This is a genomic window from Paenibacillus sp. RC67, assembly GCF_030020805.1.
Classification (GTDB): domain Bacteria; phylum Bacillota; class Bacilli; order Paenibacillales; family NBRC-103111; genus Paenibacillus_S.
This window is the reverse complement of record NZ_CP125098.1, coordinates 5,817,330-5,829,755: the sequence shown is the minus strand read 5'-3', so window position 1 is coordinate 5,829,755 and position 12,426 is coordinate 5,817,330. Positions and strand designations below refer to the sequence as shown.

General features: G+C 46.4%; 13 protein-coding genes. 9 read left to right on the top strand and 4 right to left on the bottom strand.

All coding sequences use genetic code 11. The features are described from left to right. The first annotated feature begins 88 nt into the window (after nt 1-88). Nucleotides 89-1,417 carry an ABC transporter substrate-binding protein gene (locus tag QMA13_RS26460; RefSeq protein WP_282936689.1) on the top strand — a complete coding sequence of 443 codons (1,329 nt, stop codon included), beginning with the start codon at nt 89-91 and terminating at the stop codon, nt 1,415-1,417. 109 nt (nt 1,418-1,526) lie between these two features. Here QMA13_RS26460 and QMA13_RS26455 read toward each other — a convergent pair whose 3' ends face one another. Beyond that, entirely contained in the window at nt 1,527-2,039 is a 513-nt protein-coding gene (locus QMA13_RS26455) for a thioredoxin family protein (protein ID WP_282936688.1), read from the bottom strand. Between the two features lie 286 nt (nt 2,040-2,325). Here QMA13_RS26455 and QMA13_RS26450 point away from each other — a divergent pair, with 286 nt between their 5' ends. From QMA13_RS26450 to QMA13_RS26440, 3 genes are read left to right on the top strand one after another with little or no spacing between them, the layout of a single operon-like run. Next, nucleotides 2,326-3,858 carry a hypothetical protein gene (locus tag QMA13_RS26450; protein ID WP_282936687.1) on the top strand — a complete coding sequence of 511 codons (1,533 nt, stop codon included), beginning with the start codon at nt 2,326-2,328 and terminating at the stop codon, nt 3,856-3,858. 30 nt (nt 3,859-3,888) lie between these two features. Next, the gene (locus QMA13_RS26445) at nt 3,889-5,400 is read left to right on the top strand and encodes an RsmF rRNA methyltransferase first C-terminal domain-containing protein (protein WP_282936686.1); all 1,512 of its coding nucleotides are present in this window, start codon (nt 3,889-3,891) and stop codon (nt 5,398-5,400) included. 2 nt (nt 5,401-5,402) lie between these two features. After that, a complete protein-coding gene (locus tag QMA13_RS26440; RefSeq protein WP_282936685.1) occupies nt 5,403-6,146 on the top strand; it encodes a pseudouridine synthase in 744 nt (247 codons plus the stop codon). 211 nt (nt 6,147-6,357) lie between these two features. On the opposite strand, the gene QMA13_RS26435 is transcribed toward QMA13_RS26440, so the two are convergent. Then, nucleotides 6,358-6,450, bottom strand: a complete 93-nt coding sequence (locus QMA13_RS26435; protein WP_282936684.1) for a YjcZ family sporulation protein — start codon at nt 6,448-6,450, stop codon at nt 6,358-6,360. Nucleotides 6,451-6,700: 250 nt separating this feature from the next. Between QMA13_RS26435 and QMA13_RS26430 the strand changes: the two genes are divergently transcribed. Beyond that, the gene (locus tag QMA13_RS26430; RefSeq protein WP_282936683.1) at nt 6,701-7,801 is read left to right on the top strand and encodes a hypothetical protein; all 1,101 of its coding nucleotides are present in this window, start codon (nt 6,701-6,703) and stop codon (nt 7,799-7,801) included. Nucleotides 7,802-7,879: 78 nt separating this feature from the next. Here QMA13_RS26430 and QMA13_RS26425 read toward each other — a convergent pair whose 3' ends face one another. After that, nucleotides 7,880-9,256: an RsmF rRNA methyltransferase first C-terminal domain-containing protein gene (locus QMA13_RS26425; RefSeq protein ID WP_282936682.1), complete on the bottom strand. Its 1,377-nt coding sequence runs from the start codon at nt 9,254-9,256 to the stop codon at nt 7,880-7,882. Nucleotides 9,257-9,528: 272 nt separating this feature from the next. Between QMA13_RS26425 and queD the strand changes: the two genes are divergently transcribed. The 3 genes from queD to queC are packed head-to-tail and all read left to right on the top strand — an operon-like array spanning nt 9,529 to nt 11,427. Beyond that, nucleotides 9,529-10,008: a 6-carboxytetrahydropterin synthase QueD gene (gene queD, locus QMA13_RS26420; RefSeq protein ID WP_282936681.1), complete on the top strand. Its 480-nt coding sequence runs from the start codon at nt 9,529-9,531 to the stop codon at nt 10,006-10,008. After that, the gene (locus QMA13_RS26415; protein WP_282936680.1) at nt 9,992-10,681 is read left to right on the top strand and encodes a 7-carboxy-7-deazaguanine synthase QueE; all 690 of its coding nucleotides are present in this window, start codon (nt 9,992-9,994) and stop codon (nt 10,679-10,681) included. Before queD ends, QMA13_RS26415 begins: the two co-directional genes overlap by 17 nt. Before the next feature lie 44 nt (nt 10,682-10,725). Next, entirely contained in the window at nt 10,726-11,427 is a 702-nt protein-coding gene (queC, locus tag QMA13_RS26410; protein ID WP_282936679.1) for a 7-cyano-7-deazaguanine synthase QueC, read from the top strand. A 107-nt stretch (nt 11,428-11,534) separates the two neighbouring features. On the opposite strand, the gene QMA13_RS26405 is transcribed toward queC, so the two are convergent. After that, nucleotides 11,535-11,951 (bottom strand): helix-turn-helix domain-containing protein, encoded by a 417-nt coding sequence (locus QMA13_RS26405; protein WP_282936678.1) that lies wholly within the window; start codon nt 11,949-11,951, stop codon nt 11,535-11,537. A gap of 208 nt (nt 11,952-12,159) precedes the next feature. Here QMA13_RS26405 and QMA13_RS26400 point away from each other — a divergent pair, with 208 nt between their 5' ends. Beyond that, nucleotides 12,160-12,366: a helix-turn-helix domain-containing protein gene (locus QMA13_RS26400; protein ID WP_282936677.1), complete on the top strand. Its 207-nt coding sequence runs from the start codon at nt 12,160-12,162 to the stop codon at nt 12,364-12,366. The last annotated feature ends 60 nt before the right edge of the window (nt 12,367-12,426 follow it).

Here is a 12,426-nt window from a genome sequence, read left to right as displayed (position 1 = left end):
TATAGACATTAATATGTAAGCGTTTTCGTTATAAAATAAAGGCGTAATGGTCAGCAAAAAGGGAAAGTAAACTAAAGGGGGATACACAATGAAAAAGTTGTATGTTGGTACGCTAGCGCTTTGCTGCACTGTCTCGTTAATAGGTTGTAATGGAACCGCGAAACCTACTGAAGCTCCATCTGCTCAAGATAAGCCGGCTGATACGATCCCTGAGCTTAGCAAGGATAAGGTTACGGTGAAAATATTGGCGAGCGGCGGTATGTTCTCAGATGACGAAGTGAAGAAATATATCGTTGACCCGGTTGCCAAGAAGTATCCACAGATCACGATCGAGAGGATCAATGCTTCCGCCTCCAAACTGCCTGAGCTGATATCTGCCGGAGAAATTCCAGATATTGTTGCTAACTATCCGGGACCCATGGGGAGCAATCTGTCAGAGTACAAACTACTGTTCAATATGGAGCCATTGATAAAAAAATATAGATTCGATACGAGTCGTTTTTCACCCGAAGCACTCCAAACGTTGAAAATAGCCGGAGGTCAGGACTATTTGGCTGGACTGCCTGCCTATACGAATTCCTTCGCCCTGTTCTATAACAAAGATATTTTCGATAAATTCGCTATCCCTTATCCTAAAGAGGGAATGTATTGGGATGAGGTTGCGGAGCTCGCCAAGAAGCTGACAAGAACGGATAACGGAATTGCCTATCGAGGCATTTTCCCAGATGGAATAGGAAGGATTCAACAGCAGTTGTCCATTCCTTTTGCTGACTTTAACACGAACAAGTCGCTGCTAATGAATGACCAATGGAAAGAAGCGTTTCAGCTGTGGGGAGCGCAATTTAAAATTCCTGGCTTAACTGAGGGAGACTTCAAAGTGCCGAACGCGGGCAAAAACCAAACCGCATTCGTTAACGGAACGTTGGCGATGATTGCTAGCCACAGTAACCTGCTTAATACGTTAAAAACAGCTCCTCAGGTTAACTGGGATATGGTGACTTACCCTCAACATCGCAAAGCCCCGGGTATCGGGCAGCGTCTCGACTCACCGATCCTATCGATAAGCGAGCAAAGTAAAGTGAAAGATGCGGCATTCCTTGTGCTGGATACGATTTTATCCGACGAGGTGCAGGCTGATATGATGAGGGGCGGCCGGATGACGGTGCTTAAGGATGAGAAGCTGAGATCTGAGTTCGGCAAGGGCTTGAAGGAATTTGAGGGTAAAAATTTAGCCGCGATGACCAAGCTGAAATTCGCTATAATGACGCCATTTAAATATTTGCCGGACGGTGACGTTGATAAAATTTTAACCAAAGCGTTTAATGCTTATATTGTGGATGAAACAGACTTGAACACGGCACTTCGTACCGCGGATGAGGAAATGAACAAGCTGATTCAAGACAAACTGCGCAAATAGTTAATAAAAAGGATTGCCTACCATGGGCCCGAATTCTCGTAGTTTCCATAGCGAGAACAGCGGGCCATGAAAGGCAATCCTTTTATTATGTCGTTGACCCTAAGATGCGTTACTTCGAGCCGTTATATTTGAGCAAAAATTGCTTGAACGTATCGGCAGTGTACCCTTGTTCTCCAGCGGCTGCTATACCGCCCTCGAGCCGTTCCACTTCTTTGCCGCCTTTGTAATAAATTAGTGTCGGAGTGAACTGAATATGATATTTGTTCCAGCCGTCCTTAAATTCCTCCAAATTGAACTGCTTTACGTCTATATTCAAATCTTTAGTCATTGGAGAGAGAATAGGGGTTGTCCTCTTGCAATGTGGGCAGGTGGAAGCGAAATAATACAGGAAAAAATCCTCTTTATTATTTATTTTCTTATCCAGCTCCGCAGGCATGATAAGATTCTGATAATTTGGATCATTTAGCAGCTTAACGGTCTCAGGATTCAGCTTGTCCGGTGAAATGCCATATGCGTTGTCGGCAAATTTACCGTTCTTGGCTTTGTCCGATTGCTGATTTACCACGTAGATGGCTGCAAACAAAACGATGATAATGGATAAATAAATGGCAAGCTTTTTCATAAATTCCCTCTTTCCACAGTAAAAAATGGTCCATCACGAACAATCTATTTCGCCGCGAAAGCATAGTTTTCCTGTGAGTTTCTCGTATGAAAATTGAAGGATTTTCGACAAATATGTGGAATAGTTCAATAGGCAAATGATTTGTTACTTTATGCCTACATATTGATGAGACTGCGGGGAATGATTTTTGCGTAAAGTTCAGCTAACATCCATCAACCCTTACCTATGGCTTGCATTGGGGTTAATCCTCTTAAGCGGCCTCTTTTACTCGGTGTACTCTGTTTGCATGCCAAAGAGCAACCAGTCTTCGCAAGTGAGAGCGGCAGAGGCTACCAAGGATCGGGTAAGGGTATTTCAGTCGGCTGCTCCATACAAAGTGCTGGACGATTATAAAATAAAGAATACGGAGCTTCCCCTATATGATTTCGGAAAGCTGCAAATAGCCAAATCCAAAATAACGCGGGGAATCGGACTGACCGTTAAAAAAGCGCATGTCGTAAAGCAATATACGGCTCCGGATGCAGAGCGGATGGTATATTTTGTACAGAGGGAACAAAAGCAGGAGGGACAAGCTTGGACGCAGATCGATATGGTGGCAATGGACCCACAATCAGGACAGCCGGTTCAAGAGACTATTGGTTATACATTCGGACAAGCCTCGGAGGTTTTCTCGCAGTCAACGCAGCTGATCGGGTTTATTTCAGATCATGAATTTTTATATACTACGGTAGTTAATGCAGATCAGGAATGGGTCTATCAGGTCAATAAGATGAATATAGCGCAAAAGACCGTTACGCCAGTAATGGAGCTATTTCGATATGAGGCTATCCCTTCCAATGCTAACGCCACTCCGGTCCTTTATAGTGCCGTGTTGACTCCTGATAAGAAGCATTTATTCATTCGGGACAGTATCAGTGGGGTTACGACCTACGATTTGCAAACAGGGGCTAAGAAATGGATGATCATCGGATCGAATGAAATTCGTTCTGGAGAGCATTTCGAGACGCTGGGTAACAGCGGCATAGGTATCTATGGAGCCAACCGGTATCAGAGCGATCTCACATGGATCGATATGAACGAAGGAACGACTCGCCAGCCCTTTGCTTCCGAGCAAGGCTTTGTTGATCCGGGAACGGATGCAAAAGGAAAGGTGATGTATTATAATTTTACGTATGATCGCGGTGCCGACAATATTTTGAAGGGCGAGAACAGGACGCTGCTGCTATCTTCCGGAGTGCAGCTTGTAGATTTCAAAGGAAATTTGTTGAAACGCTTTGCACTTCCAAAGGATTCGAAGGACAGGCTTGAATTCGGAGGGTACAGTGAAAGCAAAAAAGCGGTCATTCTGCATCAGTATACGATAGCGACGAACAGTAAGGGCGCAGCATATAAAAAAACGGTCAACTGGCTGATTGGCGATATGTCTACTGGTACAATGCTGCCGTTGAAAAAAGTGGACGTGCCCGATAATTGGGATAAAAATGATATTGTGTTCGGCAAAATATGTATTGAACCTTATTCTCCTGCTGCCGAAGCACAAGTATTTGTCAATGTCACAGAAAACAGCTATTATATGAGTCGCTGGAAAACGACGCAGGTAGCGCTGCATCAAGAGGAAGATGTCGTCATGTTCGTTGATGTGATGAGCAAGAGAGTATTTTCCAGTTCTTTTACGCGCCCTGATCTCATAGTTGCAGCCTTTAGCTATAAGAAATATAATTGGGACAATCAAGATTTCGGCTGGATGAGCGGGCGTTGGATGGCTCGTTATCAGACACAGCCGGAAGGAGATAAAATTTTCTTTTTTCAAATTAATTAGTGCATAGTTGCGGAAAGTTGGACAACAAGTATGGGCAGTCAGTTGCCTGAAGCATTTATAACTAAAATGAAATCATTGCTGGGAACAGAGTTCCCAGCATTCATATCCTCCTATGAGGAAACAAGAAGGTATGGTCTCCGAGTCAACACTTTAAAAGTCAATGTGGACGAATTTAAGACGTTAATGCCGTTTAACCTGGATCCGATACCATGGACATCGACAGGTTATTATTACGGAGAATCAGATCGACCAGGCAAGCATCCATATTACCATGCTGGTCTGTACTATATTCAGGAGCCGAGTGCAATGGCGCCCGGAGAGCTGCTGGACGTTCAGCCAGGTGAACGGGTACTTGATTTATGTGCCGCACCGGGAGGTAAATCGACCCAAATCGCCGCCAAGCTGGCAGGCCAAGGATTGTTGGTAACCAACGACATTCATCCCGATAGAGTGAAGGCGTTAGTCAAAAATATTGAACTGAACGGCGTTCGAAATGCGGTGGTGTTGAATGAGCGGCCCGACAAGCTGCAGCACCCGTTTCGGGCGTTTTTTGATAAAATTTTGATCGATGCTCCTTGTTCCGGTGAAGGGATGTTCCGCAAAGAAGAGGAGATGGCCAAAGCCTGGCATCCAGACTGGGTGACGCGGTACGCTGGAATGCAGCGGGATTTGCTGAAGCAGGCTGCTATCATGCTTCGCCCAGGAGGCAGAATCGTATATTCTACCTGTACTTTTTCCCCGGAAGAGAATGAGGCAATGATCGCTCAGTTTATTGCATCACACCCTCAATTCAGGATTGTTCCGATTCCTATGGAGCACGGATTTCGTCCAGGGAATCCAGATTGGCTGGATATTACAGAGCTGGGCTCCTTACAAGCTGCGGCGGCGGCACAGGAGGTGTCGGGTACCGCTAGACTATGGCCGCATCATCTTAGCGGAGAAGGGCATTTTGTAGCTGTGTTGGAATACGAGGCCGATAAAGCATCACCAGCTCGTATAGCCGCAGAGACGAAGTTCTTAAAGGCGGATAAGGAAAGATTGAAATCAAAAGGCCGAGATCGTTATGCGACGGATAAATATTTGTTCAAAAAGCAGCCGGTTGTAGACCTTCAGCCCTTTTACTCCTTCATGCAGGAGTTTGCGCCGGATGTACCTGTTTCTAATGTAGTTCTGCATGGCGAGCATATTTATGTATCCCCCGAAGGTCTGCCAGATTTAAGCGGCATTCGGGTCATTCGTCCGGGTTGGTATATGGGAAGTGTCCGTAAGCAGCGCTTTGAGCCTTCTCACGCATTGGCAATGGGCTTGAAGCAGAGCGATGTGAGACGCTGGATCGCATTGACCGCGAAAGAGACGGCAACGGTTCGTTACTTGAAGGGCGAGACTCTGGAGATAGCTGAAGACCAAGTACATCTATCCGGAGATTTGGATAAGAAAAAAGGATACAGTCTAGTCACTATCGACGGCTTTGCGGTTGGCTGGGGAAAATGGCAGGACGGGATGCTTAAAAATGAATACCCTGCGGGTTGGAGGTGGACTTAATTATGAAGCAAACGATGCGGTTGGACAAGCTGCTGGCGCACACAGGTTATGGCTCACGAAGCGAAATCAAGATTTTAGTGAAAAGAGGGGTCATTCGTATGAATGACCGGCCTGTCAAAGACAGCGGCATTCAAGTCAACCCCGAGAGCGATGTCATTACCGTAGAAGGCGAAGTGGTCCGTTATCGTGAATTCATCTACGTGATGCTGAATAAACCACAGGGTGTTATATCGGCAACAGAAGATACAAGGGACCGTACTGTGCTGGATTTGCTGGATGAAGAGTACACCCATTTTCAGCCTTTTCCAGTTGGAAGATTGGACAAAGATACGGAAGGATTGCTGCTGCTGACCAATGATGGCAAGCTGGCTCATAATCTGTTATCCCCAAGGAAGCATATTCCCAAGACCTATTTTGCTGAGGTTGAAGGGGCGGTTACAGAGGAAGACGGCAAGTCGTTTCAGCAGGGAGTTGAGCTGGATGATGGCTATGTAACAATGCCAGCACAATTGGTCATTTTAAGACCTGGTGATCCAGAGCAGGGGATTGTATCCAAGATCGAATTAACGATTATGGAAGGTAAGTTTCATCAGGTAAAAAGAATGTTTCAAGCGATAGGCAAGCGCGTCGTGTTCTTGAAAAGAATTTCTATGGGGCCTTTGCTTCTAGATGAGCATTTATTACCCGGGGAATACCGGGAGCTAACCGAGGATGAACTGCTTCAACTTAGACAAGCTAATGGATAACGCAATTTGAGAATAGATTATTACGTAATGAGTTTACATCAAAAGACCGGAGCCGCTTAGGGTTCCGGTCTTTTACATTATTAAGCTAAGCTTGGATTATTGCGTATCGGTTGGGACTGTCGGTTCTTTCCATGAAGAATCGAACCGCAGCTTTATTTTATCTGCTTAACATGGTGACTGCATTAGTAGGGTTGCTGCAGAACCTATCCGATTACAACCAGCTAGCGCGGGTTATGATGACCAAAAGAATAAACAATACCAAAATGATGCCGACACTTGTGAATGCTCCTCCAACTCCGGACATGCTGATTCCTCCTCATATTTTGATATGATTTTTTTCGTATGAGCAAGTGATCCGTGTATATTGTGCATCTTTAGTTTGACTTGCGCTTGCTGCTTCACTTGCCATCCGAATACTTTATTGTATGATAAACATCACGGTTTGTTTGGACTCTTGTCACAGATATATATATTTTGGGCTTGAATGGGACAGGCTAAAAGTGGTGGTTTATTAAAGTCACTACGACGATAAAGTCCCATTGGAGGCGAGTACTATGACGGATGTAATGCTTAGACCGGATTTAAAAACGGCTAGCGGCGAAGTAAACGATATTTTGTGGGACCATCAATTTGTCGGCAGTATGACCCTGGTATACCGCGAAAATGACCGCATTGGTGGAGCTATTCAGTTGGAGCAAGAAATGCTTCCGATTCATGCGAAGCAGCAAGTGATGGCTTTTGTCCAGCAGTATGTTCAGTCTCTTATTGATGCATTGTCCGTACAAAGCTGTGATGTGCTGGTAACCTACAGTGAGTATGATCACGTCATTGCTACCGATCGCCTCGAATCTGATTTTGGCGCCCAAAATGTCGAGGAGGATTTTGACTACGAGCATGATTGGTCGGATTACGACAGGCTGGAAGATGAAAATCTTAATGAACAGAATGAATACGGAATGTATTCCCAATCGTGGGATGGAGCCTTGCAGGAGCCTCTCGATGACGGAGTTGACGAGTATTATGAACTGGTCATTGTTGCCGAGTCCCGCAATAGAGTGGAGTATCATATATACGATGATGAACAGCAGCTCGTCGCAGAAGCTGATGTTTATATTAACGGCAGAGATGTTAATGGCACTATTAGCTGGATGCTAGAGCCGGAGGAAGATGAGATTGAAATTATTACAGATCTCCTTGTCAGTGATTTTGACGAGGATGCTGTAGATACCTTCGTGCTTCATATGGAGTGGGAGCATGATATTATTGAAACCATTGAATTGACACACGAGGATTTGCTGGATGATGATTCAAGCCGTTTGATGGAAATGGATGATGAGTTAGAAGACACATGGAATGAAGACGATTATTCAATCATTCTTGCCCGAGATGACGGGGATATGCTGACCTATGAGATTTATCAGCAATCCCACGGGGGGCTGCCTATTGGCACTGCGACTATTGATATCAGCCAACGTCAAATTACCGGTTTCATTGATTTTAGAGAACCTGGGGATTCCGATGATAGAGAACAAATCTCAATGCTGCTGATGCAGGAGCTGGATAAAGAGAAAGAGTTTGAAACCTTTAATCTCACTATGCTGTTTAAAAATAAACCATTTGAAGAACTGCTGTTTGAAAGCGAGCAGCTTCATTAGCTGAAGAATGATAACATAAAAACACTCCTGCTGACCTTCTTGGAATAATTCCAAAGAAAGTTAGGGAGTGTTTTTGCTTTAAGAGCCGACCCGGCGCAAGCCTTTCGGATAATGATTTTTCACTTGGCCGCCGCTTAGCTTGCCCCAACCAAGAGCCATGCCATCGGTTGTAACGAGCACCCAACCGCTTTCTTCCATAGAGCTGTTAAGCGTCTCACCGCGGAGGTAGCGGTCAATCTCAGGCGCATCCGCGGGGAAGTCGATCACGCGTCGTGCGGAGCCTCGCGGCAGAGCAAGCGCCAGCGCATGAGACGGCTCGATGCGCGCTTTTTTCACTTCGGCCAGGTGCAAGCCCGGCCGGAGCACTTTCAGTCCGTTCAGAGAGCTTCGCTCGAACGGACAGCCCTCCGCAGCTGGCAGCCAGTACAGCTGCTCGCCGAATAGAACGGCTTCTCCCGCAGGGAGCTCGAAGCCGGGTAAAGCCTCCGCGGCGAACGCGCGAAAGAGCTTTATCGCCTCCTCCTCGGGTCTAGGGGAGGAGGCTCTTTTGCCAGCGGCTTTGCCGCGCGCGGGTGCAGGGCGTGCGGCGATATCGTTCGCCGCAGCTTCGCCGTCGCCTTTGCGCAGCAAGGCGACGAAATGCCCCTCGCCTGCGTGGCGATGCGGCCAAATCCGCTCCACGTGAAGCAGCTTGAACTCCGGGTAGCGCTCAAGAAGCGCCTCGACAGTTCGTTCGTTTTCAGCAGTGTTGAAAGTACAAGTCGAATAAGCCAGTAATCCTCCTGGTTTCAGCATCGTAACGGCAGCCTGTAGAATATCCCATTGCCTTGAGGCGCACATGGTGACATGGTCCGGGGACCATTCCTCCACCGCTTCCGGATCTTTGCGGAACATGCCTTCTCCGGAGCAGGGAGCATCCACCATCATTTTGTCAAAAAAGACAGGGAATCTGGCTGCCAGCGGATCAGGAGCCATCTGAGTCACAATAGCATTCGTAATACCCATGCGCTCTATATTTTCGGCTAATATTTTGGCCCTTGCCGGATGAATCTCATTGGTTATTAACAAGCCTTGTCCTTCAAGCTTCGCGGCAATATGCGTCGATTTGCCTCCAGGAGCGGCGGCTAAATCGAGCACGATGTCGCCTGGCTGAGGATCGAGCAGAGCAACGGCTGACATGGCGGAAGGTTCTTGAATGTAATACAATCCTGCGGCGTGATAGGGATGCTTGCCCGGCTTCACCGTATCCTCATAGTAATATCCGCTCTCGCACCATGGAACGGGAGTAAGCCCGAACTGTTTTATTAGAAGCTCGGTGATCTCATGATCCGCTTTATTCGGATTTATACGTAAGCCTTGTGTTCGGGGCAGCCCATAGCTGGCAAGGAAATGTTCGGCTTCCTCCCCAAGTTGGTCGCGCATTTGCTGTTGGAAAGATTCAGGAAGTGATATCATCTTGCAGTCATTGCTCCTTATATTGTCCTTAATTCCGTCTCTTTTAATGGTTTTTCTTGAAATGGCATCAGCCCTATTATACAAGTTTCTCCTTGTTGTGAGAAGTGAACCAAGCGTGCTATAATTGGGGGTGTTTTTTTGTAAGCAGGGTCACATGATTTATATCGGGGTACTCCCAGAGGCATGCTCCAACCACTATTGAAGTTTTCTGAAAATAGATTGCTTTAGTAGCGTGGTTTGACAATGGGGGATCAGGGAAGAGGTGAATGAATATGGAATATGAAATTCCTACCAAAGTACAACAATTGGGCTCGGACATTCAAGCCGATCAGCTCAAATATCATGATAGAGAAGTTCTTGTCTCCAAAGAGTTTACGTTTGACAGCGCTCATCATCTGCACTGCTATGAAGGCAAATGCAAGAGCTTGCACGGTCACACGTACAAGCTTCAGGTTATTATGCGCGGAAAAGTGGATCATCGGGGGATAACCATCGATTTTGCCGATATCAAAAGAATCGCCAAGGAACGAATTATGGATCGTCTCGATCATCGGTACTTGAATGAAGTTCTGCCGCTTATGAATACAACCGCAGAGAATATGGTCGTCTGGATGTATGAGCAATTGATCGACGCGTTACGCTCGGAAGGCTTGTACCCAAAGATCAAACTCGAGGAAGTAAGGCTGTGGGAGACTCCGACCAGCTATGCCGCGGTTACGGCGGCCATGATGGGGGATGCTGCAAGTGAATAAGACGAAAATACCGATGGTAGAAATCTTTGAAACGGTTGAAGGAGAAGGCACACGTGCAGGCTTCCCGACCGTTTTTGTAAGGTTGTTCGGCTGTAACTTACGCTGCAGCTGGTGCGATACGAAATACAGTTATCCGCCGGAAGAAGCAGAGAGCGTGATGACCATCGACGAGATTGTAGAGCAAGTGAGATCCTACCGTTCTACTCACGTATGTTTGACTGGCGGAGAGCCGCTCTTGTACGGTGAGAAATCGGCAGCATTGATTGAGGCGCTGCTTGGCATCGACAGATTGACCGATCTCCATATCGAAACGAATGGCGCTATTGATTTATCGATGTTTATTGAGCGTATTCATTCTCCTAAAGTACGCTACATTATGGACTATAAGCTTCCGGACTCCGGTGAGTCCGAAGCGATGATCGTCAGCAACTTTGCTAAGCTGCGTAAGCAGGACGAGTTGAAATTCGTCATTGGCAGTGATAGGGATTTCGAAGAAGCGGTAAGAATATTGGAACAATATCCAACCGAAGCTCTCCCGATGTTTAGTCCGGTATGGGAGACAATGCCGCCGTTCAAGCTCGTTCAGCGTATGCTGGATCAAGGTTTATCCCATGTGAAGTTGAACATGCAGCTGCATAAAATCATTTGGGACCCGGCCATGCGCGGAGTATAAGTGGAACTAATTGACTTATTTTTAGATAAAGGTGTGGAAAAAGCATGCAAACGAATCAAGCGAAAAGAGCTGTTATTATTTTGAGCGGGGGATTGGACAGCACGACTTGCATGGGAATTGCGCAAGCGGAAGGCTACGATTTGTTCCCTATCACTTTCGATTATGGCCAACGCCATAAAGTAGAGCTAGAGAATGCGCGGCAAGTCGCTGCCCATTACGGAGTAGCTGATCGTCATAAAGTCATTTCCCTTGGTTTCTTGAAGGAGTTCGGCGGTAGTGCGCTGACAGACGAATCGATTGACGTACCGGACATGACGAAAGAGCAGGATAAGAGCGAATCGGAAGTCCCGGTTACTTATGTACCCGGTCGTAACCTGCTTTTTCTCTCCATTGCTACTTCCTACGCAGAGGTGACAGGTGCGGAAGCAGTCTATATTGGTGTTAATGCATTGGACTATAGCGGTTATCCGGACTGTCGTCCTGAATTCATTCATAAGGTGGAGGAAGTGATGGCACTCGCTACACGAGTAGGTGTTGAAGGTGTGCCTATGCGCATTGAAACTCCTCTAAGCGAGTGGACCAAAGCTCAAATCATTCGTGAAGGAATGCGGTTGAACGTACCGTATCATTTGACCACTTCGTGCTATAATGGTCAAAAGGAAGCTTGCGGAGTGTGCGACAGCTGTCGTCTCCGTCTGAAAGGCTTCGCCGAAGCGGGTGAGAAAGACCCAATTCCTTACATTTAGCCATATTAAAATCCCACTGATCATCAGCTTGTCAAAAGCCGAGATTAGTGGGATTTTTCTCTTATCATATTCATTTGAATGTTGAATATAGGGAAGGAGTAACCAATCTACTCCTGGTCAAGACGATGATCACCGCTTGGCGCCTCGGATTTCTTTTTATCCCGCCAAAATAATGCCGTCAGCATTCGCTCGATCCATTCCTTGTCTTGTTCTGTCAGCTCAATTCCGTCGAAGCTCAGCTCATTTTCTCTTATAAATCGTCGTAAATTGACCCTAGGTCGGGAATAGGTCGCATCCCGTTCCATTTCCGCTTTCTCCAAATATCCTGCTACTTCCATTAACTCGGAATAGGGAGTGTTCAATCCTTCGGACAGCTTCATCAGCACGTCGGGGGAAGGCACGCCACGATTGCCATTTTCGAGTTGCGAAATGTAGGCTGCGGAAACACCTGAACGGTCGGCTAGTTCCCGAATGGTGAAACCTTTTAATTTGCGCATATCGCGCAGCTGTTCGTAAAAGTTCATTCATGACACCTGCATTTACCAGAAGTAAACAATAGTTTAGCTTTTTAATGATATCAGTAAACATAGGTAATTTCAACGGTTCGAGATATTATAAAATATGGAAAAGGCGACTGAATACAAAAGTAAACAAAAATCGTTGCACAAGCAAAATAAAGTAAGTATAATGTTTTTGGGGCAACTGGAAATAAAAGAGGGGAAGAAACATCGGATGAAGATTAGAACGAAGTCAGACGCTTTTGTAAGAGCTCGAATCGTAAAAGGAATGTCGCAGCGGGAACTGGCCAAGCAATCCGGACTAAGTCCGTCTTATATCAGTTTATTGGAGCGTTCCGTCAAAACAGTGGGACCGGCTACCGCCAAAAAGCTGAGCGAGCTGTTGGAGCAGCCGCTGGATACGCTGTTTGTTATCGAATAGCCGGTATTTTCTTTTTGCAGCTCGAATCTAACGCAGATCATGCGGCAAGGTGAAGGGTAT

What these genes read in the sequence shown, in the direction of transcription:
- queC (WP_282936679.1), top strand. Translation starts at nt 10,726, where the DNA reads ATGCAAACGAATCAAGCGAAAAGAGCTGTTATTATTTTGAGCGGGGGA.
- QMA13_RS26455 (WP_282936688.1), bottom strand. Translation starts at nt 2,039, where the DNA reads ATGAAAAAGCTTGCCATTTATTTATCCATTATCATCGTTTTGTTTGCA.
- queD (WP_282936681.1), top strand. Translation starts at nt 9,529, where the DNA reads ATGGAATATGAAATTCCTACCAAAGTACAACAATTGGGCTCGGACATT.
- QMA13_RS26440 (WP_282936685.1), top strand. Translation starts at nt 5,403, where the DNA reads ATGAAGCAAACGATGCGGTTGGACAAGCTGCTGGCGCACACAGGTTAT.
- QMA13_RS26425 (WP_282936682.1), bottom strand. Translation starts at nt 9,256, where the DNA reads ATGATATCACTTCCTGAATCTTTCCAACAGCAAATGCGCGACCAACTT.
- QMA13_RS26430 (WP_282936683.1), top strand. Translation starts at nt 6,701, where the DNA reads ATGACGGATGTAATGCTTAGACCGGATTTAAAAACGGCTAGCGGCGAA.
- QMA13_RS26400 (WP_282936677.1), top strand. Translation starts at nt 12,160, where the DNA reads ATGAAGATTAGAACGAAGTCAGACGCTTTTGTAAGAGCTCGAATCGTA.
- QMA13_RS26445 (WP_282936686.1), top strand. Translation starts at nt 3,889, where the DNA reads ATGGGCAGTCAGTTGCCTGAAGCATTTATAACTAAAATGAAATCATTG.
- QMA13_RS26460 (WP_282936689.1), top strand. Translation starts at nt 89, where the DNA reads ATGAAAAAGTTGTATGTTGGTACGCTAGCGCTTTGCTGCACTGTCTCG.
- QMA13_RS26405 (WP_282936678.1), bottom strand. Translation starts at nt 11,951, where the DNA reads ATGAACTTTTACGAACAGCTGCGCGATATGCGCAAATTAAAAGGTTTC.
- QMA13_RS26415 (WP_282936680.1), top strand. Translation starts at nt 9,992, where the DNA reads ATGCTGCAAGTGAATAAGACGAAAATACCGATGGTAGAAATCTTTGAA.
- QMA13_RS26450 (WP_282936687.1), top strand. Translation starts at nt 2,326, where the DNA reads ATGCCAAAGAGCAACCAGTCTTCGCAAGTGAGAGCGGCAGAGGCTACC.
- QMA13_RS26435 (WP_282936684.1), bottom strand. Translation starts at nt 6,450, where the DNA reads ATGTCCGGAGTTGGAGGAGCATTCACAAGTGTCGGCATCATTTTGGTA.